The 21,646-nt window shown below is 66.9% G+C and carries 21 protein-coding genes; 12 read left to right on the top strand and 9 right to left on the bottom strand.

Going from position 1 to position 21,646, the window contains the following annotated elements:
• Positions 1-6 precede the first annotated feature (6 nt).
• From HWY30_RS12250 to HWY30_RS12225, 6 genes are all read right to left on the bottom strand, one after another.
• On the bottom strand, positions 7-1,029 hold the full coding sequence (locus HWY30_RS12250) for an AAA family ATPase (protein ID WP_090809105.1): 1,023 nt from the start codon (positions 1,027-1,029) through the stop codon (positions 7-9).
• 237 nt (positions 1,030-1,266) lie between these two features.
• Positions 1,267-2,271: a LysR family transcriptional regulator gene (locus HWY30_RS12245; RefSeq protein WP_090809103.1), complete on the bottom strand. Its 1,005-nt coding sequence runs from the start codon at positions 2,269-2,271 to the stop codon at positions 1,267-1,269.
• Positions 2,272-2,276: 5 nt separating this feature from the next.
• Positions 2,277-3,047, bottom strand: coding sequence for a hypothetical protein (locus HWY30_RS12240; RefSeq protein WP_090809101.1), 771 nt, complete (start codon positions 3,045-3,047; stop codon positions 2,277-2,279).
• A complete protein-coding gene (locus HWY30_RS12235) occupies positions 3,044-3,955 on the bottom strand; it encodes a substrate-binding domain-containing protein (protein ID WP_167368752.1) in 912 nt (303 codons plus the stop codon). The genes HWY30_RS12240 and HWY30_RS12235 overlap by 4 nt, the downstream gene beginning before the upstream one ends.
• A 31-nt stretch (positions 3,956-3,986) precedes the next feature.
• Positions 3,987-4,406 carry a c-type cytochrome gene (locus tag HWY30_RS12230; RefSeq protein ID WP_090810412.1) on the bottom strand — a complete coding sequence of 140 codons (420 nt, stop codon included), beginning with the start codon at positions 4,404-4,406 and terminating at the stop codon, positions 3,987-3,989.
• 164 nt (positions 4,407-4,570) lie between these two features.
• The gene (locus HWY30_RS12225) at positions 4,571-6,388 is read right to left on the bottom strand and encodes a methanol/ethanol family PQQ-dependent dehydrogenase (RefSeq protein ID WP_090809097.1); all 1,818 of its coding nucleotides are present in this window, start codon (positions 6,386-6,388) and stop codon (positions 4,571-4,573) included.
• Positions 6,389-6,806: 418 nt separating this feature from the next.
• Between HWY30_RS12225 and HWY30_RS12220 the strand changes: the two genes are divergently transcribed.
• The 9 genes from HWY30_RS12220 to HWY30_RS12180 all read left to right on the top strand — a co-directional run bounded on the left by HWY30_RS12220 (position 6,807) and on the right by HWY30_RS12180 (position 14,856).
• Positions 6,807-7,205: a 4a-hydroxytetrahydrobiopterin dehydratase gene (locus HWY30_RS12220; protein WP_090809095.1), complete on the top strand. Its 399-nt coding sequence runs from the start codon at positions 6,807-6,809 to the stop codon at positions 7,203-7,205.
• A gap of 272 nt (positions 7,206-7,477) precedes the next feature.
• Positions 7,478-8,503, top strand: coding sequence for a beta-ribofuranosylaminobenzene 5'-phosphate synthase family protein (locus HWY30_RS12215; protein ID WP_090810411.1), 1,026 nt, complete (start codon positions 7,478-7,480; stop codon positions 8,501-8,503).
• Positions 8,504-8,606: 103 nt separating this feature from the next.
• Positions 8,607-9,533, top strand: a complete 927-nt coding sequence (locus HWY30_RS12210; protein WP_090809093.1) for an NAD(P)-dependent methylenetetrahydromethanopterin dehydrogenase — start codon at positions 8,607-8,609, stop codon at positions 9,531-9,533.
• 11 nt (positions 9,534-9,544) lie between these two features.
• Positions 9,545-10,768 (top strand): ATP-grasp domain-containing protein, encoded by a 1,224-nt coding sequence (locus tag HWY30_RS12205; RefSeq protein WP_090809092.1) that lies wholly within the window; start codon positions 9,545-9,547, stop codon positions 10,766-10,768.
• Positions 10,731-11,771, top strand: a complete 1,041-nt coding sequence (gene mch, locus HWY30_RS12200; RefSeq protein WP_244144887.1) for a methenyltetrahydromethanopterin cyclohydrolase — start codon at positions 10,731-10,733, stop codon at positions 11,769-11,771. The genes HWY30_RS12205 and mch overlap by 38 nt, the downstream gene beginning before the upstream one ends.
• Positions 11,768-12,739: an ATP-grasp domain-containing protein gene (locus tag HWY30_RS12195; protein WP_090809088.1), complete on the top strand. Its 972-nt coding sequence runs from the start codon at positions 11,768-11,770 to the stop codon at positions 12,737-12,739. The genes mch and HWY30_RS12195 overlap by 4 nt, the downstream gene beginning before the upstream one ends.
• Positions 12,740-12,744: 5 nt before the next feature.
• Positions 12,745-13,647, top strand: coding sequence for a triphosphoribosyl-dephospho-CoA synthase (locus HWY30_RS12190; RefSeq protein WP_090810410.1), 903 nt, complete (start codon positions 12,745-12,747; stop codon positions 13,645-13,647).
• Positions 13,648-13,831: 184 nt separating this feature from the next.
• On the top strand, positions 13,832-14,341 hold the full coding sequence (gene fae, locus HWY30_RS12185) for a formaldehyde-activating enzyme (RefSeq protein ID WP_090809086.1): 510 nt from the start codon (positions 13,832-13,834) through the stop codon (positions 14,339-14,341).
• A gap of 137 nt (positions 14,342-14,478) precedes the next feature.
• A complete protein-coding gene (locus HWY30_RS12180) occupies positions 14,479-14,856 on the top strand; it encodes a hypothetical protein (protein ID WP_090809084.1) in 378 nt (125 codons plus the stop codon).
• Between the two features lie 65 nt (positions 14,857-14,921).
• Here HWY30_RS12180 and HWY30_RS12175 read toward each other — a convergent pair whose 3' ends face one another.
• On the bottom strand, positions 14,922-15,428 hold the full coding sequence (locus HWY30_RS12175; protein ID WP_090809082.1) for a dihydroneopterin aldolase: 507 nt from the start codon (positions 15,426-15,428) through the stop codon (positions 14,922-14,924).
• A gap of 388 nt (positions 15,429-15,816) precedes the next feature.
• Between HWY30_RS12175 and HWY30_RS12170 the strand changes: the two genes are divergently transcribed.
• From HWY30_RS12170 to HWY30_RS12160, 3 genes are read left to right on the top strand one after another with little or no spacing between them, the layout of a single operon-like run.
• Complete coding sequence (locus tag HWY30_RS12170) at positions 15,817-17,871, top strand: sigma-54-dependent Fis family transcriptional regulator (protein WP_090809080.1); 2,055 nt, start codon at positions 15,817-15,819, stop codon at positions 17,869-17,871.
• Positions 17,868-18,497, top strand: coding sequence for a flavoprotein (locus tag HWY30_RS12165; RefSeq protein WP_090809077.1), 630 nt, complete (start codon positions 17,868-17,870; stop codon positions 18,495-18,497). Before HWY30_RS12170 ends, HWY30_RS12165 begins: the two co-directional genes overlap by 4 nt.
• Entirely contained in the window at positions 18,476-19,858 is a 1,383-nt protein-coding gene (locus HWY30_RS12160) for a DUF6513 domain-containing protein (protein WP_090809075.1), read from the top strand. Before HWY30_RS12165 ends, HWY30_RS12160 begins: the two co-directional genes overlap by 22 nt.
• Before the next feature lie 13 nt (positions 19,859-19,871).
• On the opposite strand, the gene rpe is transcribed toward HWY30_RS12160, so the two are convergent.
• Together rpe and fba are read right to left on the bottom strand one after the other, a co-directional pair.
• Positions 19,872-20,579 carry a ribulose-phosphate 3-epimerase gene (gene rpe / locus HWY30_RS12155; protein WP_090809074.1) on the bottom strand — a complete coding sequence of 236 codons (708 nt, stop codon included), beginning with the start codon at positions 20,577-20,579 and terminating at the stop codon, positions 19,872-19,874.
• 22 nt (positions 20,580-20,601) lie between these two features.
• A complete protein-coding gene (gene fba / locus HWY30_RS12150; protein ID WP_090809072.1) occupies positions 20,602-21,639 on the bottom strand; it encodes a class II fructose-bisphosphate aldolase in 1,038 nt (345 codons plus the stop codon).
• Positions 21,640-21,646 lie beyond the last annotated feature (7 nt).

The following is a 21,646-nucleotide window of genomic DNA, read 5'->3' as shown; positions in this document are numbered from 1 at the left end:
CGCCGGTCAGCGAGGCACGGCGACGTTCGCGACGATCCGCGCGATCAGCGCCTCGGCCAGCTCCTGGCGGCGCAGCTCGTAGATCGGCGTGAAGAACACGCGATGCCCCAGCGCCGGCAGCAGCACTTCGTGAATATCCTCCGGAAGCAGATGCGTGCGTCCCGCGAGCCACGCGACCACGCGCGCGGCCCGCAGCAGCGCGCTCATGCCGCGCGGACTTGCGCCCGCGAGAATCAGCTGCTCCATGTCGACGCCGTCGAGCGCGATGCCGAAGCGCGCCGGCGTTTCCGTCGCCTGCCAGATGTCGTGCACGTAGCGCTCGATCGTCTCGCTCGCCTGCACGCCCTGCTGGATCGCCGCGCCGATCCGGTTCAACTGTTCCCACGGCACGATCGACGCTGTCAGTTGCGCGAGCAGGCCGTCGACGTCATGGAACCTCGTGTCGAAGACGAGGCTGCGCCGCGCGTCCTCGTCGGTCGGCGTCGGCATGTTCAGCTCGAACAGGAAGCGGTCGCGCGCCGCCGACGCGAGCTCGAAGGTCTCTTCCTTCTCGACCTTGTTGCGGTCGGCGTATACGGTCATGTGCGGAAAGCGGTGCTCGCGGTCGAACGCCCACACGGAACGTTCGGCCATCGCGCGCAACAGCAGCGATTGGACCTGCGGACGCGCGCGATTGATCTCGTTGAAGAAGAAGGTGGTCAGCTGCTCGCCGTGGCGCAGCAGCGGGCCCGGTTCGATGCGCGGCTTGCCGTCGGCATCGACATAGGTGTGATAGACGAGGTCGCCCGGCATCAGATCGATCGTCCCTTCGACGCGCTCGAAATCGCCGCCGACCACGCGCGCGAACGCCCGCAACACGGTCGTCTTGCCGACCCCCACGCCGCCTTCGAGCAGCACGTGGCCGCGTGCGAACAACGCGACGTTGATGAGCCTCAGCGTTTGCTGCTGACCGACGACGACTCTCGCGACTTCGTTTTCGATCCGCTGGGCGTGAGAACGCCAGTCCTGAAGCTGCTCGCCGGAAACCATCGCTGCGCTCCCCTTCCGTGGTGGCTGGCGTTTATTTGCACGACGCTCGAACGTCGACGCGCTTCAAGGCTCGCCAGCCTTCCGTTCAAGCATGGTTTATGCCGATCGTGAGCACGGGACCCAGGAGTTAAATCGAATGCGAAAAGTTGGCAGCCTGTCACGACAGCCGGGTACAGACTGTGCCATCGACGCGGCCTGGGACGCGTCGTTCACCAGCAAGCCGACAAGCGCATGACGCTACCGCTGCGCGCCGACCGGCGGTTTCGCAAACACCCCGGCAAACTGCGCATATTCCTGCTCCAGATGCACCGCCGCATGCTCGAGCAGAAACTGCCGGAACATCATGCTGGTCGGCGAAAGCTGCTTCGTGCGCAGATGCACGACCTGCCACGCGCGTTCGATCGGCGTGCCGTTCACGTCGAGCAGCGCGATCTCGCCGGTGCGCAACTCCAGCTGCAACGTATGCAGCGAGATCAGACTCACGCCCATGCCCGCCATCACCGCCTGCTTGATCGTTTCGTTGCTGCCGAGCGTGATGGTTTTCGCGGGTGTGAACAGATGCTGCCGGAACATCGCCTCGGCGGCCATGCGCGTACCCGAGCCCGGCTCGCGCAGCAGGAAGGTGTCGCGGCGCAACTCCTGCAGATCGAAGCGGCGCGCGCCGCACAGCGGATGATCGAGCGGCGCGATCACCACCTGAGGATGACTCGCGAGCGGCTCGGCCGTCGTATCGAGTTCGGGCGGCGGGCGGCCCATGATCGCGAGATCGATCGCGTTGTCCTGCAACAGACGCAGCAACGCGTCGCGATTGCCGACCGAGAAGTGCACGTCGACCTTCGGGTATAGATGCGAGTACATCGCCAGCAGTTTCGGCGCGAAGTAGGTCGCCGAACTGACGATGCCCACGTTGATCGAGCCGCTGTCGGCCTGCTTCAGCGACATCATCGCGTCTTCGGTGTCCTTGATTTCGCCGAGAATGCGGCTCGCGTGATGGGTCAGCACCTCGCCCGCTTCGGTCAGCGTGAGCTTGCGCGCGATGCGCTCGAACAGCCGCAGGCCGACCGCCTCTTCGAGCTGATGAATCTGCATCGACACCGCCGGCTGCGTCAGATGCAGCTCCTCGGCCGCGCGCGCGAAACTCGTATAGCGGCTCGCGACGACGAAAATCTGCAACTGCCGCAGGGTCAGCGTGCGAACGAAATTCAGCTTGACCCGGTTCGTCGCGAAACTCGCGTTCTGCATTTGATTCAGCGACTCGCTCGCGGCGCATTCGATGACGGTTTCGCCGGCGCCTTGCCCGACGGCAACTTGTTCAGTGCCGATTGAAAGCTCAACGACTCCGTATGCGCCGGATGCGCAAAGTCGTTGTGGGGGCCCGGCACGTCGGTGCGGATCTGCACGACCTGGCCCGGCACGCCGTCTGCGAGCAGGAACGTGTAGCGCTTGCCCGTGTATTGTGCGAAGCGCTCCGCGTTCGGATCGTTCAGATAAGGCCGCACGACGATGCGCCGCGCGCTGACCGGCTTGCCGCCGACCTCGCTCGGCACGCTCTCGATCTGCGGCCCCGCGGCGAGCGCGAGACGCAGACGCTGCTGGAAATAGCGGCGCTGCCCGCCGGTGAGACCCTGCATCTCCGCGATGTCGTGTTCGAGAAAATAAATGATTGCCGGATTGCACTGCAGGCCGCCGATCGGCAGGTTCACGCTGCCGCTATGGTCGGACACCTGTGCGTCGCCTTTCGCGTTGTTCTCGCTCAGCACCAGCACCTTGACGACATCGGCGCTGCGAGACGGCTGCCCGGAATCGATCAGCGCGTAGTCGAGTTCGGTCTGCGCGGCGACGCCGTGCAGATGATCGGTCAGAAAAATCAGCCGCTCGGCCGGCGTGATCTCGTCGCCGCCCGGCGCCGACGCCGGACTCGCCGCACGCGCGGCGGCTGGCGCGAGGCACAGCACACACAGCGTGCCCATCAGCGCGGCGCGTGCCGCGCGCAGCCAGGCGCCGCCCGCGCGCGTCATTGCGACGCGTCGCCAGGCTTGCCCGCCGGCGCGTCGACCGGTTTGAGCATCGGCACCTGGTAGGTCGCGAGGATGCTGTCGATCTTGTCGTGATTCGCGCCGATCCATTGATCCACCTTGTCCTTCCAGTCCTTCTCGCCGTAGCGCACGCCCATCGAAATCGTGTAGTCGAAGCGGATGCCCGGCCCCGGCGGGAACGGCACGAGTCTGACCGAATCACCGGCGCGCTTCGCGAAGTAGCCAGCGATCGGCCCCCACAGAAACACCACGTCGACGTTGCCCGCGCGCAGGTCGTGTTCGATCATCTGGCCCGGGTACACGGCCGGATCGCCGCTTTGCACCTGGTACGACACCGCCTGGTCGATCAGGTTGTGGCCGAGCAGCCAGTCCACCGCGGGGGTTTGCGAAAAGATGCCGAAGCGCAGCTTGTGCAGTTGATCGGGCGGCAGCTTCAGCAGGTCGTCGGGCGTCTTGATGCTCGCGAACTCGGGGCGGTTCGGCAGCACCATTGCGTAGGTCGAGCGCAGATACGGCTGCGTCGTCGACGTCATGTCATAGCCCTTCGGCACGCCGATGATCAGGTCGCACCGATAGCGCTCGCTGCCGTCCTCCTTCTCGCGCAGCGTGTGGCGCACGAAGCCCATGCGCTGCGGAAAGTACGTGTATTCGAGCTTGTAGCCGAAGTCGCTCGCCATCTGGGCCGCGATGCGGTTCTCGTAGCCCTCGCCCTTGTCGTTCGACAACGGCATGTTGTTCGGGTCCGCGCACACCCTGAGCACGCCGTCCGCGCCGTCGTTGTTCGGCAGCGCGGGGCCGTCCGCCCGGACCGCGGCGCTCGCGAGCGCCGCGCCGCACAACGCGGCCGCGATCACGCTGACATGCACGGACATGCTTCTCTTATCACGCATCGTGAGCCTCCGGAAGAATGACGGCACGGCGTTATTTGGCGTCGATGGCCTTCAGATCGCCCGGCTTGATCTGTCCATCCGAGCGCCCTTTCAGGTACGCGTAGAGGTTTTCCCAGTTCTTCTGCATCATCTGGCTCGTGCTGAAATCGGGCATGCCCTTGTCCACCCGGCCGCCGAACACCGTGCGATGAAACTCGGTCTTGTCCAGCGTCTTGAACGCGTCGATCAGCGACGGCCCGACCATGCCCTGCTGCTGCGCGCCGTGGCAGCGTTCGCAGGCGAGCGCGCGCCACGTCTTCCAGCCCAGCAGCGTATTACTGTCCACCTTGGTGCCGTCGACCACCTTGTACGCGACCTGCGCAATCGAAGGATTGTTCTGCGCGTATCCGACGGGCAGCACGACGAGCGCTGCGGGCAACACCGTGAGCAACAGGATAGATCGGCCTTTCATGCACATGTCTCCATCTGGGAATAAGCCGCGCCCCGACGCGTTTCATCGACGCATCCACCAACGGGCGCGATCGGGGGGTGATTCAATGCTTGCGCGAGGCCGACGGGGCGGCCGTGCCTGTTCAAGCCGCCCCGCTGGTTCAGCCTTTCATTTCAGCCGTTCGTTCAGCTCTTTTCGCCAGGAATCGCGAACACGAACAGCGTGCCGCCGAGCGCGGTGTACTTCGCGAGATCTTTGTAGCCGCCGACCGCACCCAGACCTTCGGTCGGCTTCTCCAGACCTGCCGCCATGCCGATGCCGGCCCAGCCGCCGATGCCCGAATACACGCCGACGTACTGCTTGCCCTGATACTCATACGTGAAGACGTTGCCGATGATTCCCGACGGCGTCTTGAAGCGCCACAGTTCCTTGCCGTCCTTGATGCGCACCGCCTTCAGGTAGCCTTCCAGCGTGCCGTAGAACGCGATGCCGCCCCCGGTCGCCAGCACACCCGACCACACCGAGAACCTCTCCGGCTTCGAGTAGACGATCTTGCCCTTGCTCGCATCCCACGCGATGAAGTTGCCCATCGCGTTGCCCTCGTTCGGGCCCGGATACATCGACAGCGTGGCGCCGACATACGGCTGTCCCGACACGTAGTCGACATCGAACGGCTCGTAGTCCATACAGACGTGGTTGGTCGGCACGAGGAACAGGTGCGAGTTCGGATCGTATGCCGCCGGTTGCTGGTCCTTCGAACCGAGTGCCGCCGGGCAGATGCCCTTCACGTTGTGATCGGAGCCGGCCGCCTGCGTCGAGTACGCCGCGTTGCGAATCGGCAGGCCGCTTTGCAGGTCGACACGGTCGGCCCAGTTCACCGCCGGGTCGTACTTCTGCGCGACCAGCAGCTGTCCGGTTACGCGATTGAGCGTATAGCCGAAGCCGTTCCGGTCGAAGTGCACGATCGCGGGCACCTGCTTGCCGTTGATCGTCAGATCGGACAGGATCATTTCGTTGACGCCGTCATAGTCCCATTCGTCGTGCGGCGTCATCTGGTAGACCCATTTGGCCATGCCGGTATTCAGGTCGCGCGCGAAGATCGACATCGACCATTTGTTGTCGCCCGGACGTTGCGTCGGGTTCCATGTGCCCGGATTGCCGGTACCGTAGTACACAAGATTGAGTTTCGGATCCCACGCATACCAGCCCCACGTGGTGCCGCCGCCGAGCTTCCACTGATCACCCTTCCATGACTTCAGCGACGAATCCGCGCCCACCGGCACCATCTGGCCGTTGGAATACGTCATCGTCTTTTGCGGGTCGAGCAGCATATCGTTGTCGGAGCCCGTGCTGTACGCGGTCCAGGCCGGTTTGCCGGTCTTGATGTCGTACGCGATCAGACGACCGCGCACGCCGAACTCGCCGCCCGAGATCCCGGTCAGCACCTTGTCGCCGAATACGTGCGGCGCGTTGGTGTTGGTTTCGCCGGCTTTCGGATTGCCGTTCTGCGCGGTCCACACCACGTCGCCCGTCTTCGCGTTCAGCGCGACGAGCTTGGTGTCGGCCTGCTGCAGGAAGATCTTGCCGTCGCCGTACGCGAGACCGCGATTGACGGTGTCGCAGCACATCACGGAGACGACCTGTTCATCCTGTTTCGGCTGATACTGCCAGAGGAACGTCTGATCCTTCAGGTTGACCGCAAAGACCTTGTTCGGAAACGGGGAGTGGACATACATCGTGTCGCCGATCACGAGCGGCGAGCCTTCATGGCCGCGTAGCACCCCGGTCGACATGGTCCATGCGACCTGCAGTTTGCCGACGTTGTTCTCGTTGATCTGCTTGAGCGGGCTGTAGCGGTGATTCGCATAATCGCCCGCCTGGGCCGCCCAGTTGGCTGGATTTTTCATCAGCGCGTCGAGCTGCGAATCGGCCTGCGCAGCCAGAGAGCCAAAGGCTGCGGATGCGAGGATCGCGAGCCCAAGAACTACAGTGCGTAAGTTCATGTCTCCTCCAGAATTGTCCTGCTGTTCAACTCACGAATGACCCACGCTACCTCATCGCATCGTGCGCGCCTTCTCGAGTGCAGGTAACGATTAACGCGCTATCCCGATTCGATGTCGGGCTTCGCGACGCATGAACGGCCGATGCACATTCCATGCCGGAATAGCGGCAACGTTTGCCGCTATTGGCTGCGCTGGCCCGGCGACTCGGCACGCGCGAGGTGTCGCGGCACTCGGGCGTTGCACGCCGATGCTTGCATGGCGGTAAGCTGAAGGGCCTGCGTCACGCGATGCGGCACATACTGTGTCACTTGCGTGATACGAATCGTGTCCTTTGCGAATCACACGCCGCGGCACGGGCCTGTCACTTGCAACGATGCTTCGTTCGGCGATCGATTCGCGCATTCGAGGAGCAACAGCCATGGCAAACACCGAGCACGTCTATACCGACGAAGAGATCCAGCAGCGCCTCGTCGGTCCGCTGCAGCACTGGTATCTGGAAGATGGCTGGCTGCGGCGCAAATACCGCACCGAGGGCTGGAAGGGAACGCTGATGGTGGTCAACACTGTGGGCCACCTCGCGGAAGCCGCCTGGCACCACCCCGATCTGACGGTCTCGTACGCATTCGTGACCGTGAAGCTGAAGACGCACAGCGCCAAGGGCATCACCGACAAGGACTTCGCGCTCGCGACGAAGATCGAATCGGTGGTCCACTGGCAGCCCGGCCTCGAGGACGGTCCGCTCGAAGGCACGCCCGCCGACGATCAGCGCTTCCGCTATATCAAGTACGACGCGCCCAAACCCGCGCAAGGCAGTTGACACGCGTTCCTGTCGCCGGATGAAACAGCGCGTGACACAGTGCGCCTTCGGCGTCACACAGCGTCCATGCGGCGGCGAAACCGCGTGGGCGCGGCGTGCCCGTTTCGCGGTTCCAGTGGGCCAAACTCGCGGCGGCGGCCGTTGCGCGTGCCTGGTACGGCTTTCGCTTGACGTCGCCGGGCGCACTATCGCTGGAACCCGCGACGCGTTGCGGACGCCCCGCGGCCGAACCCGGTCTTGCGCACCCGCAAGGACACCTGAGGACACTCGAGATGCCGCTTCAGCTCCGCCGCCTGCCGCCACGCGCCCCCATCACGATCGATGCGCCCGCGCGGCTGCATCTGGGCTTTCTCGATCCGAACGCGTCGCTCGGGCGTGCGTTCGGCAGCCTGGGGCTCGTCATCGATACGCACGGCACGCGGATCGAAGCGCGGCTCGCCGAACGCGAGCAGATCGGCGGCGTGGTCAGCGAGGCCGAGCGCGAGCGCATCGCGCTGAGTCTCGCGCGGCTGCAGGCCGCCTATGGACCGGCGACACTCGCGATCGACGTGCTGGAGGCACCGCGCGCGCACACCGGCCTCGGCTCCGGCACGCAGCTGGCGCTGGCGGTCGGCACCGCGTTCGCGCGCCTCGTCGGCCAGCCGGCGAGGAGCGCCGAGCTCGCGAGTCTGCTCGGGCGCGGCGCCCGCTCCGGCATCGGCATACTCGGCTTCGAGTGCGGCGGCCTGCTGCTCGATGGCGGCCCGCCCGGCGATCTGCGCCAGAGCATGCCGCCGCTGCTGTCGCGCCAGCCGTTTCCGCAGCCGTGGCGCGTGCTGCTCGTCAGCGACAACAGCCGCGAGGGCTTGCACGGTACCGAGGAACGCAGCGCGCTCGCATCGCTCGCGCCGTTTCCGCAGCGGCTCGCCGCGCATCTGTGCCATCTGGTGCTGATGCAGATCCTGCCCGGCGCCGCCGAACATAACTTCGCGCCGTTCGCGCACGGCCTCACCGAGCTGCAGCAGACCATCGGCGAATATTTCGCGAGCGCGCAAGGCGGCGTGTTCGCGAGTCCCGACGTCGAGCACGTACTGCGCGCGGTCGCCGCCGAACGCACCGCCGGCATCGGCCAGACCTCGTGGGGCCCGACTGGCTTCGCGGTGCTCGCGAGCGCGCGCGAGGCCGACCGCGCGCTCGCGACCGCGCGCGCCGTCGCGAGCGCGCTGCCGCATATCGAATGCAGCGTCGTCGCGGGCCGTAATAGCGGCGCGGCGATCAGCGGCGCCGAGGCGCGCGCGCCGCACATCGACGCCGCATGATGCGCTGCACCGCTCAGGCCGCCGCTTACATAAGCCGCTGCCACGCGCGGCGCGGCCTTGCCTTGCGCCGTCCCCGAGATTGCCACTGAAACGAGCCCCTGCCATGTCAGAAACCCTTGAAAGGCCCTACATCCTGCACATGTTCACGGCCACGCCACAGATGAGTCCGTTCGACGTCAACATGGCCGCCGACGCCGGCTATCAGGTCATCGTGCCGTATTGCAACGTCGAAGCGGGCATGGTCGCGAATCTGACGCAGGACGCGATCTTCTCGCGCGGCCCGAAAGGGGTGTCGCGCACCGGCATCTTCATCGGCGGACGGGACGTGATGCAGGCCGCCGACATGCTCGACACCGCGCGCCGCGCGATGGTCCCGCCGTTCGAGGTCTCGGTGTTCGCCGATCCGAGCGGTTCGTACACGACCGCGGCCGCGCTCGTCGCGCTGGTCGAGCGGCATCTGGGCAAACAGCACGGCGTGGAGCTGGGCGGCAAGCGCGTGCTGATTCTCGGCGGAACGGGCGCGGTCGGGCGCATCGCGGCGGCGATCGCCGCGTCGCGCGGCGCCGACGTGACGATCGCGAGCCACCACGACCGCAATCGCGCGCTCGGGGCCTCGGACGAAGTCAACGAGCGCTTCGGCATCTTCACGAACGGCATCAGCGCCACCACGCCCGCCGAACTGCGCGGCGCGCTCGCCGACGCGGAAATCGTGCTCGCCACCGCCGTCGCGGGCGCGCAGGTGGTCGGCAGGGACGACCTCGTGCATGCGAAGCGCCTGCTCGTCGCCGCCGACGTCAACGCGGTGCCGCCCGAAGGGATCGCCGGCGTGAACGTGATGAACGACGGCAAGCCGATCGACGGCGTGCCGAACGCGGGCGCGGTCGGCATCGGCGCGCTGGCGATCGGCAACGTCAAATATCAGGTCGAGCATCGCCTCTTCGTGCGCATGCGCACGGGTGGTAAGCCGGTCTACCTGGGATTCCCGGAAGCCTACGACGAGGCCCGCGCGGTCGCGGCCGGTCTCGGCTGAGCGCGGTCGTCATGAAGTCGCACCGCCCGCTCATGCATGCGCCGTTGGTCGCGGTCGTCGGGCAGTCCGCGCGCTTGCTCGCGCAGTCCGCGGCGCGCGCCGGCCTGCATGTCGCCGCGCTCGATGTCTTCGGCGACCGCGACACGCGCGAGGCCGCCGAGCTATGGTTCGACATCGGCCGTGGTGATGGCGCGCTCGGGATCGACCGGGCGCGGCTCGTCGATGCGCTTGCGCGTGTCGCGCGCTTGCCGGGTTTGCTTGGCTGGATCGGCGGCAGCGGGCTCGAAGCTTTGATGCCTCAGTTGTGCCGCGAATCCGGCTTGCCGCGCTTTCTCGGCAACGCTGCCGAGGCGATCGCGGCCGTGCGCGAGCCGCGGCGTTTTTTCGCGCTGCTCGACGCGTTGCGGATTGCGCATCCGGCTGTGTCGTTCGAGCGGCCCGCGACGGCCGAGGGCTGGCTGTTCAAGCAGGCGGATGGTTGTGGCGGTACGCATATCGAGGCGGCCGACTCGTTCCATTTGACGACCGACTCCGCGCACGGCTACTTCCAACGCATTGGCCAAGGCCGTTCGCTGTCGGCGCTTTTCATCGGCGCGCACGGCAGCGCGCATCTGATCGGTTTCGCCGAGCAATTCACGTGCGCGATCGGCGATCTGCGCTTCGTGCATGCCGGCTCGATCGGGCCGATCGACTTGCCGCCAGCGTTCATCGCGCGCGTGCAGCAAGCGCTCGAGGCGCTGTGCGCAAACACCGGCCTCGTCGGCATCAACAGCTGCGACTTCCTGTCGGACGGCGCCTCGTTCGACGTGCTCGAAATCAACCCGCGCCCTTCGTCGACGATGGCGCTCTACGAAACCGCGTCGCCCGATGCATGGCCGGCCGGCCTGCTCGCCTGCCACCTCGACGCGTGCCGCCACGGCCGCGCGCCGTCGGCCGCGAGCCTCGCGCTCGCCCGCGCGCCGCGCTGGCGTGCCGGTCAGCGCGTGCTGTTCGCGCAGCGGCCGTTCAGCGTCTCGGCCGCGTTCTCCGACGCCTGCGTGCGCGATCCGCAATGCCGCGACGTGCCGATGCCGGGCACCCGCATCGACGCAGGGCAGCCGGTCTGCACGCTGCAAGTGCGAGCGGCATCGGTGGACGCGGTGCTCACCGCGCTCGACGCGCAGCACGAACGCGTCGTCCAACGAATCGAAACCTGCGATGAACCCGACCATGCCTGCCTCCACGCCCACAGCTGAGACTTCCGCGCCCGCCGCGTTGCCGAGCGTGAACGCGCTTTCAGAGCGCCTCGTAGCACGGCTCGTCGATCAAGCGGCACAGCTCGGCGTCGCACTGACGCGCACGCGCGATGGCACCGTGATCGCCGACGCCGGCGTCGACGCGCGCGGCGGCGTCGACGCCGGCGTGCTGATCGCGCGCATCTGCATGGGCGGTCTCGGCCGTGTCGCGGTACGCGCGAACTTCGACGCCGCGCCGCTGTGGCCGACGATGCTCGAGGTCAGCACGTCGTCGCCGGTGCTCGCGTGTCTGGGCAGCCAGTACGCGGGCTGGAGCCTGTCGGCGACCAGGGAGCAGACCGGTGGCAAGAAATTCTTTTCGCTCGGCTCGGGGCCCGCGCGCGCGCTCGCGGTCAAGGAGCCGCTCTTCGACGAACTCGGCTATCGCGACCGCCACGAGCGCGGCGCGCTGGTGCTCGAAGTGGACCGCCTGCCGCCGCAGGTCGTGATCGACAAGGTGCTGCACGATTGCGGCCTCGCGCCCGAACACCTGACGCTGATCGTCACGCCGACACACTCTGTCGCGGGAACGGTACAGGTCGTCGCCCGCGTGGTCGAAGTTGCGCTGCACAAGGTGCACGTGCTCGGCGTACCGCTCGATGAGATCGTCGCGGGGACGGGCTCGGCGCCGCTGCCGCCGCCCGCGCCCGACGGCATTCAGGCGATGGGCCGCACCAACGACGCGATCCTGTACGGCGGCCGCGTGCACCTGAGCGTCCAGCACGACGAGATCGCGCAACGTCTCGCCGACACCCTCCCTTCCGCCAATTCGCGCGACTACGGCCGGCCGTTCGCGGACGTCTTCACGGCCGTCAACTTCGACTTCTATCAGATCGATCCCGCGCTGTTCGCGCCCGCCGAGGTGTGGGTCAGCAGCCTCGAAAGCGGCGCGACCTATCATGGCGGCCGGCTCGACGGCGGCCTGCTGCGCAAACAGTGGGGCGGCGAGTCCGTCGCGCGATGATGATCACATCAGGCGTGCGCATCGCGATCATGACCGACGAAACCGGCTGGCACACCGGCCGGCTGAAAAAGGCGTTCCGCGCGCGCGGCGCCGAAGCGCGTTGCGTCGATCTCGCGGATTGCCGCATCGACACCACGTGGCTGCCGCACGGCCTCGCGATCCCGGGCTTCGGCCGCACGCTGCCGGACGCGGTGTTCGTACGCGGCATCGCCGGCGGCAGCTTCGAGCAGGTGACGCTGCGGCTCGGCATCCTGCACGCGCTGCGTGAATCGGGCGTGCCGGTGTACAACGACGCGCGCGCGATCGAGCGCAGCGTCGACAAGTCGATGACGAGCTTCCTGCTGCATCGCGCGGGCGTGCCGACACCGGCCACCTGGGCCGGCGAATCCGCCGCGTTCGCGCAACGCGTACTGATGCGCGAAGCGGCCGCCGGCCGTCAGGTCGTGCTCAAGCCGCTGTTCGGCTCGCAAGGCCACGGGCTCAAACGGCTCGGCGCGCGCGGCGGCCTGCTCGCGCCATTGCCGTCGCTCGCGCGTTATCGGCAGGTCGCTTATCTGCAGCGCTTCGTCGCGAGCGACCGGCCGGGTTTCGACTGGCGCGTGCTCGTGATTGGCGGCAAGGCGGTCGCGGCGATGCGGCGCAGCGGCGGCAAGGGCTGGATTCACAACGTCGCGCAAGGCGCGCGCTGCGAGCCCGCCGAGCTGACGGTCCCGCTCGCACAGACGGCAGTGCGCGCAACCGCCGCGCTCGGGCTCGACTACGCGGGCGTGGACCTGATCCCGAATGCCGACGACGCCGCGCTGCCCCTCGTGCTCGAAGTCAACGGCGTGGCCGCGTGGCGCGGTTTGCAGTCGGTCGTGCCGCTCGATGTCGCGGCGGCGCTCGTCGACGATCTGCTCGATCGCAGGCTGGCCGAGCAAGCCGCTAGCGCCGGGTTGCCCGAGCAGTCTCCGCAGCGCCGGGCTTGAGCGCGATGCCCGACACTCATGCGATTCCCGTCGAGCACGCGCGCGCGGCCTTCCTCGAAGCCTGCGCGCTCGACGTCACCACGCCGAAACCCGGCAACGTCAGCACCCAAAGCCCCGGCCACGGCATGCACGCGGCCCAGTTCCTCGCCAGCGCGGACGCGTCGCTCGACGCGCTATTCGCGCGCGGCGAGCGCGTCGGACAGCGCATTCTCGACGCGGTCAAGCGCACGCGCGCGGCCGTCGGCTGCAATACGAATCTCGGCATCGTGCTGCTGGTCGCGCCGCTCGCCGCGGCCCTCGACGAAACCGGCGAACCGCCGGTGTCGGCGCAAGCGTGGCGCGCGGCCGTCGGCGACGTGCTGAGCCGGCTCGACGTCGAAGACGCTCGGCTTGCTTACCGCGCGATCGCGCTCGCCAATCCCGGCGGCCTCGGCGACGCGCCCGAGCAATCGGTCCGCGCACCGCCGACGATCGGCCTGCGCGACGCGATGCGGCTTGCCAGCGAACGCGACAGCATCGCGCGGCAATACGCGAACGGTTTCGCCGACCTGTTCGACACCGGCCTCGCCGCTTACTTCGAAGCCTCGAAACCAACGTCCGAACCCGCGCCCGCCGATCCAGGCGAAATCGCGATGCTCAACGTGTTTCTCACGTTCCTCGGCGGCTGGCCCGACTCTCACATTGTGCGCAAGCACGGCCTCGCGCTGGCGCAGAGTGTCACGCTCGTGGCACGCGAACAGCGCGCGCGCTGGCGCCAAGCGCGATCCGCCGCGCGCCGCTCGGCAAGCGATCCGCAACTCGATGCTTGGGACGCCGAATTGAAGGCACGCGCGATCAATCCCGGCACCAGCGCTGACCTCGCGGTGGCCACGCTGTTTCTTGCGCGCTGCGTCGAAGGGCGCGGTTAACCCTGAATCGTCTGGACTGAAGAAGACCCGAACAGCCGCGTCAGCAGGCCCTTAGCGACAACTGGCACGGAACCTGTTAGTTAGTACCGCCGTGCATTCCCGCACCGCTCTCGCGAGGCTGATCCGGACGATCGCGGGCGGCGCCTCGTCAGCAGGTCCATACCTACTCTTTTGGAGGAACAGAATGGCCAAGATCAACCGCGTCATGATCGGTGAGTCGCTCGTCGGCGACGGCAACGAGGTCGCGCACATCGACTTGCTGATCGGACCGCGAGGTTCGGCTGCGGAAACCGCGTTCTGCAACGCCCTCACCAACAACAAGGACGGCTTCACGTCGCTGCTCGCCGTCGTCGCGCCCAATCTCATCACGAAGCCCAATACGATCCTGTTCAACAAGGTGACGATCAAAGGCGCCAAGCAGGCCGTGCAGATGTTCGGCCCGGCGCAGCACGCGGTCGCGCTCGCGGTGGCCGACAGTGTCGAGGACGGCACGATCCCGCAGGAAGAAGCCGACGATCTGTTCCTCTGCGTCGGCGTGTTCATTCACTGGCAGGCCGAGGACGACAAGAAGATCCAGCAGTTCAACTATCAGGCGACGCGCGAGGCCATCAAGCGCGCGGTCAGCGGCGACCCGAGCGCGGCTGAAGTGCTGGCGAAGAAGGGCAGCGTCGCGCATCCGTTCGCGCCGAACTGACGGCGCATGCAAGCGCAGGAGACGCGGCGCCGTTGCCGGCCCCGCCTCCTCGCGCATCCCGTCGCCTCGCGGCCGCAAGGCACGCATCTCGCGCAGCGGTTCGCGAAGCAGGCTCAATGCTTTCGCAGAGGCATTCAATGACCAACAGATGTCGCGCGCTTCTCGCCTTTACCTCGCTCCTGCTCGCCGCGCCGCTCGCGTGGGCGGGCGGCTACAACTATCCGACCGAGGGTCGCGTCGAATACGTGCTCAGTTGCATGGACGATAACGGCCACGATTTCGCGAACGTCTACAAGTGCTCGTGCGTGATCGACAAGATGGCCGCGTCGTTGCCCTACGACGAATTCGTCGACCAGTCGACCTTCTCGAAGTACGCGACGCTAGGCGGCGAAGGCGGCGCGGAATTCCGCGTCGACCACGCTAAGGCGCAAACCAAGCGCTTCCGCGCGCTGCAAACCAGCGCATATCAGGCGTGCGGACTCGGTCCGCAGAAAACGTCGACCGTGGCGAAATGACCACGGCCTGAAACGCGCCGGGCATTCTGCGCGCCCCGCTCGGCGCGCCCGGCTGGGCGCCCCCCTCAACTAGGCACCAGCCCCTCGCCCAGCGACGCGTACCGCGCGAGACCCACGGCCGCCGCCGAGCCATCGCCGCGACGCCGCTCGATCTGCACGCCGACGGCCGCGAGGTCGGCGAACTTGGCCGGCTTCGCGAGCGACACGCGCACCCAGTGCGCGCCGAAGTCGGCGATCAGCAGTTGCGCGATCGTCTCGGCAAGCGCCTCCAGCAGCCGCACGCGATGCGACGCGAACAGATCGAGCAGCGCCCCGCGCACGGCCGCGTAGTTGACCGTATCTTCGATCCGGTCCGTCGCGCAGGCGCGGATCGCTGGCACGCCGATAGCCAGGTTCACACGCACCGGTTGCGCAACATGCAACTCACTGCTATCGATACCGATGACCGTCTGGCCGATGAAATTCTCGATGAATACGATGTCCAGGCGCTCGGGCAACGCGCCGACTTGCGGGCCGGGATTGGCGCCGATGCTGGAAAATGCGGCAAGGCGAACAGTATCGAAACGATCCATGATTTGCTCTCCGCCGCGGCGCGGCCCAGGATTGAACAGCCTGTGATGACGAGCGAAACGATGCAACAGTAGAACAGTAGAACTGAACGACGCGCGGCACACTCTGTGCCGAAGCTGCGACAGGCATGCAACCTGCAACCCGTTTAACGCGTCGCGCATCGAGAAAAGCAAAATCCGGGCACAGTGAGGTAAACCCAGTGTGACTTTCTGTTGAACCAATCCTGCATCGGGCGTACAGTTTTCAACACCCGCCTCGTAATAGGGCCGGTCGGGAGGGCGCAGGCGAACCGAGATTGCGCCGCGCCAGGGGCAGGCAGGCTTGATAAAGCGGCATTCGCGGCGTGCGAAGCAGTCACGCTTGCGAAATGACGCAACGGAGGCAAATCCCATGTCGTTGCTCGCTGACAGCAGTACGCACGTCCGGGAAGTTCTGAACGTGGTCAACCATCAGTTGACCACTCGCCCGACAAGCGAACCCGTAGCTCAGTCGTGGACGCGCTGCATCAACGAATTCCAGCTGGACCCCGCGCGTTTCGTGCCGCCGCCGGTGCTCACCGAGTACGAACTCAGCGCGCGCCGTGAGGCGCTCGGCGATCTGATCGCGTGTTCGAAGCTCGAGATGACGACGCTCTATCAGCAACTGGCCGATCCCGAGCTCGCGGTCGTGCTCGTCGATTCTGGCGGCGTGATCGTGCATCAGGTGTCGTCCGTGCCGTTCGCCGAGGCGGTCGCCGTCGACGGCTTTCGCGTCGGCGCGCTGTGGAGCGAACGCGAAGCCGGCACCAACGGCATGGGCACCTGCCTCGCGGAGCGCGACTGCATCGCCGTCTGTCAGCACGAGCATTTCTATCCGCGCTATACGTCGCTGACGTGCTCGGCCGCGCCGATCTTCGACGACGGCGGCGAAATCGCCGGCGTGCTCGACGTCACGAGCCGCTCGAAGCTGCTGCAGCAGCACTCGCTGGTGCTGGTCGGCATGTCGCGGCAGATGATCGAAAACCGTCTGCTCGATGCGCGCTACCGGCATGCCAACATGATCCATTTCCACAGCCGCCCGGAATTCGTCGGCACGCTGCACGGCGGCAAGCTCGCGGTCGGCGACGACAGCACCGTGCTCGCCGCGAATCGCAGCGCGCTGTTCCAGCTGGGCTTCCGCTCGCTGAGCGAGCTGCGCGGCCGGCGCATCGAGGAAGCATTCAACGCGTCGCTCGAAGACATGATCGCGCGCAGCATTCGCGGCTCGTTCCATCCGGTCACCGTCTACAGCGCAAACGCGACGAACCGCTTTTTCCTCGTCGCGCAGACGCCGCAAAACGCCACGGGGCGCGTGACGCGCGTGCTCGTCCCCGACTCCGCCATGCGCGCCAACGCCTCCGAAAAACACGACAAACATCCGCCGGTACCGAAGCTCGACGAGATCGCGCACCTCGAATTCGGCGACCCGCGCATGGCCTCGCAGATCCAGTTGGCCGCGCGCGTGATCCAGCGCAAGATTCCGATCGTGCTGCGCGGCCAGACCGGCACCGGCAAGGAAGTCTTCGCGCAGGCCTTGCATAGCATCAGCCCGCACGCCGACGGTCTGTTCGTGCCGGTCAACTGCGCGTCGCTGCCGGAGAACCTGATCGAGAGCGAGCTGTTCGGCTATCGCGCGGGCGCGTTTACCGGCGCGCAGCGCGAAGGACGGCGCGGCAAGATCGTGCAGGCCAACGGCGGCACGCTGTTTCTCGACGAGATCGGCGACATGCCGCTCGTGTTGCAGGCACGCCTGCTGCGCGTGATCGAGGAACACGAGGTCACGCCGCTCGGCGCCGAGACCACCGTCAAGGTCAATTTCCAGCTGATCAGCGCGAGCCACCGCAATCTGCTCGAACTCGTGCAAAGCGGGCAATTCCGCGAGGATCTGTACTACCGGCTCAAGGGCGTCGAGCTGAATCTGCCGGCGCTGCGCGAGCGCGTCGACAAGCTGCCGCTGATCCATCATCTGCTCGCGAACGAAACCGACGATCCGCCCGATCTGACGCCGGAAGCCGAACACGCGCTGCTCACCTACGCGTGGCCCGGCAACATCCGTCAGCTGCGTCACGTGTTGCAGATGGCCATCGCGCTGTCCGACGGCGAGCCGATCCGCTGCGAGCATCTGCCGCCCGAGGTCACGCAACGCACGTCGGCGGTCGACCTGCCGATTGCGCTGCGCCTCGCGAACGCGGACATGGACGGGCATCTCGCCGACGAGGCGGACATTTCTTCGCTGAACGCGATCCAGCTGAACGAGCGCGAAACGGTGCTGTCGCTGCTCGACGAGCACCGCTGGAACGTCAGCAACGTCGCGAAGGCGCTCGGCATTAGCCGCAATACGCTGTATCGCAAGATGCGCCGGCTGCATATCCGGCTGTCGCATGAAGGCTCGCCGGCCGACGGCATGCCGTTCGATCTCGACGCATGACCGGGTCGTCCCTCAGGTCCCCCAGCGAGTCTGCTCGCAAGGGTGCCCGCGATCTCGCCGACTTCAGGCCGGATGCGCACTTCGCGTGGTGCGTGACCGGCTCCGGTCATATGCTGGAAGAATCGATCGCGCTCGCGCGGCGCTTGCCGCGCGTCGATCTGTTTCTGTCCGCGGCGGCCGAGGAAGTGCTGCCGCTCTATGGCTGGTCGCTCGACAAGCTGCGCGAACACTTTCGCGTACTGCGCGACAACAGCGCGAGCGGCGTGCCGGTCGGCATGCTGTATCACGGCGTCTATCACACGGTCGTGATCGCACCCGCCACCAGCAACACGGTCGCCAAATGTGCTTACGGCATCTCGGATACGCTGCCGACCAATATGTACGCGCAGGCCGGCAAGCAATGCATCCCCGGCATCGTCTTTGCGTGCGACACCGAACCGAGCGTGATCACGCATAGCCCGGACGAATGGGTCGAACTGCGGCCACGGGCGATCGAACTCGACAACGTCGAGCGTCTGGCGCGCTTCGAATACACGACGCTCGCGCGCTCGCTCGACGAACTCGAAGCGGCGCTCACCCAACGCCTCGCGACCCTCGACCTCGCATGGACCACCTCCTCTTCCTGACCGGCCGGCTTGCCGAACCGAGCCTGCGGCGCGTGCTCGACGGCATGGCGCCGACGCCGTTTAGTTGGGAGGTGCGCGAAATCGGCCTGCAAGTGGCCGGGTTGATGACCGCCGACCTGATCCAGCGCCGCGTGAGCGCGCCGCTCGCCGCGCAGCGCGTGATCGTGCCGGGCCGCTGCCGTGGCGATCTCGACGCGCTGAGCGCGCACTACGGCGTGCCGTTCGAACGCGGTCCCGAGGAGGTCAAGGACTTGCCGCAATTTTTCGGCCGCAAGGCGAAGCCGTTCGATCTGAGCCGCTACGACACGGAGATTTTCGCGGAGATCGTCGATGCGCCGCGCCTCGACCTCGACGGCATCGCGGCAAGAGCGCGCGAGTATGCGGCCCAAGGCGCGGACGTGATCGACATCGGCTGCCTGCCGGACACGGCGTTTGCGCATCTCGAAGACGCGGTGCGGCGGCTGAAGGCCGAAGGCTATCGCGTCAGCGTCGATTCGATGCGCAACGACGAACTGCTGCGCGGCGGCCGCGCGGGCGCCGACTATCTGATGAGCCTGAACCTCGACACGCTATGGATCGCCGACGAAGTGCCGTCGACGCCGATCCTCGTCGCGCGCGAACCGGCCGACCCCGCGTCGCTCGACGCCGCGATCGACGCGCTGTCCGCGCGCGGCCGCGCGTTTCTCGCCGATCCGATTCTGGATCCGATTCCGTTCGGGCTGGCCGCGTCGATTGCGCGCTATGTGCGTTTGCGCGAGCGCTATCCCGACATCGCGATCATGATGGGCGTCGGCAACGTGACCGAACTGACCGAGGCCGACACGAGCGGCATCAACGCGGTGCTGCTCGGCATGGCGGCTGAATTGCGCATTGGCGCGGTGCTGGCGACGTCGGTGAGCCAGCATGCGCGGCGCGCGTTGCGCGAAGCCGATGTCGCGCGCCGCGTGATGCATGCCGCGCGCGATGCGCAGGTGCTGCCGAAGGGCATCAGCACCGAACTCGCGACGGTCCACGCGAAACGGCCGTTTCCGTACAGCGCCGAAGAAATCGACGAATTCGCGCGCGGCGTGCGCGACCCGAATTTGCGCGTGCAGATCAGCGCCGACGGCATTCACGTGTACAACCGCGACGGCCATCGTCGCGGCGACGATCCGTTCGCGCTGTACCCGCAGTTGAACCTCGAAACAGACGGCGGCCACGCGTTCTATATGGGCGTGCAGCTTGCGCGCGCCGAGATTGCATGGCGGCTCGGCAAGCGCTTCGATCAGGACCAGCCGCTCGACTGGGGCTGCGCGGTCGACCGGCCTGAAGAAGATCTCAGCGCATGGTGCGCGCCGGGCGAGACGCTGAAAAAGCGCTGAAACAGCAGCGCCATCACTGCATGGCGGCCACCCCCGCGGGTTCGTCGACAGTGGCCAGTTCGCCGCGCATGCCGCGGATCGCCTGCGCGCGATCGCCCGCACCGAACACGGCCGACCCGGCAACGAACACGTCCGCGCCCGCCGTGGCGACACGCGCGATGTTCGACGCCTTCACGCCGCCGTCCACTTCGATCAGCAAGGGCCGCCCGGTGCGCTGCATCGTCGTGTCGACGCGCTCGCGCAGCAGCCGCAGCTTGTCGAGCGTTTCGGCGATGAATGCCTGGCCGCCGAAGCCCGGATTCACCGACATCACCAGCACGACGTCGAGCATCTCCAGCACGTGATCGAGCGCCGCGAGCGGCGTGGCCGGATTCAGCGCCAGCCCCGCGCGCGCACCGTGCGAGCGGATCAGGTCGATGGTCCGATGCACGTGCAGCGTCGCCTCCGGATGAAAACTGATCAGGTTCGCGCCGGCCTCGGCAAACGCCGGCACCAGCGGATCGACGGGCGTGGTCATCAGATGCACGTCGAACGGCAGCGTCGTGTACGGCCGGATCGCCGAGCACACGAGTGGGCCGACTGTCAGGTTCGGCACGTAGTGGTTGTCCATCACGTCCAGATGAATCCAGTCCGCGCCGGCCGCCGTCACGTCGCGAATCTCGTCGGCGAGCCGGGCAAAATCCGCCGACAGCAGCGACGGCGCAATCAGGAATTCGCGCATTGCGTTCTCCGTGGCAGTGGCGTTAGTGGTAGCGGCTCGCCATCGTGTCGAGCGGCAGCGGCTTGATGCGCGCCGCCTGACCCGCGCAACCGAACGCCTCGAATCGCTCGACGCAGATCGCGCTCGCCGCGGCGGTGGCGGCCTTCAATGCCGCGCGCGGATCGAACTCCGCGCGCGCATTGGCGAGCGACCTGCGCATCGCGCCGCTCATCGCGAGACGGATGTCGGTGTCGATGTTGACCTTGCGCACGCCCTGGGCGATGCCGCGGCGGATTTCGTCGACGGGCACGCCGTAGGTGGTCGGAATCTCGCCGCCATATTCGCGGATCACCGCGAGCCATTCCTGCGGCACCGACGACGAACCGTGCATCACCAGATGCGTGTTCGGAATGCGCGCATGGATATCGGCGATCCGGTCGATCGCGAGGATGTCGCCGGTCGGCTCGCGGCTGAACTTGTACGCGCCGTGCGACGTGCCGATCGCGATCGCGAGCGCATCGACGCCGGTCGCGTCGACGAAGCGCCGCGCTTCGTCCGGATCGGTCAGCAGGTGCTCGCGTGTGAGCTTGCCTTGTGCGCCGACGCCGTCCTCTTCGCCCGCCGTGCCGGTTTCGAGCGAACCGAGACAGCCGAGTTCGCCTTCCACCGACACGCCGACCGCATGCGCGGCGTCCACCACGCGCCGGCTCACCTCGACGTTGTAGTCGTACGCGGCGGGGGTTTTCTGATCGGGCAGCAGCGAGCCGTCCATCATCACCGACGTGAAGCCCGAGCGGATCGCCTGCTGACACACCGCGGGGCTCGCGCCGTGATCCTGATGCAGCACGAGCGGAATGTCCGGGTGCGCTTCGAGCGCGGCGAGCACCAGATGGCGCAGATACGGCTCGCCGGCGTACTTGCGCGCGCCGGCCGACGCCTGCAGGATCACCGGGCTAGCGGTGGCCTCGGCCGCGCGCATGATCGCGTGAATCTGCTCCATGTTGTTGACGTTGAACGCGGGCACGCCGTAGTCGTGTTCGGCCGCGTGATCCAGCAGTTGCCGCAGGGTGATGAAGGCCATTGCGTGC

This window comes from Paraburkholderia tuberum STM678 (assembly GCF_902833905.1).
In the GTDB taxonomy this organism is placed as follows: domain Bacteria; phylum Pseudomonadota; class Gammaproteobacteria; order Burkholderiales; family Burkholderiaceae; genus Paraburkholderia; species Paraburkholderia tuberum.
This window is presented reverse-complemented; position numbering and strand designations above follow the sequence as displayed.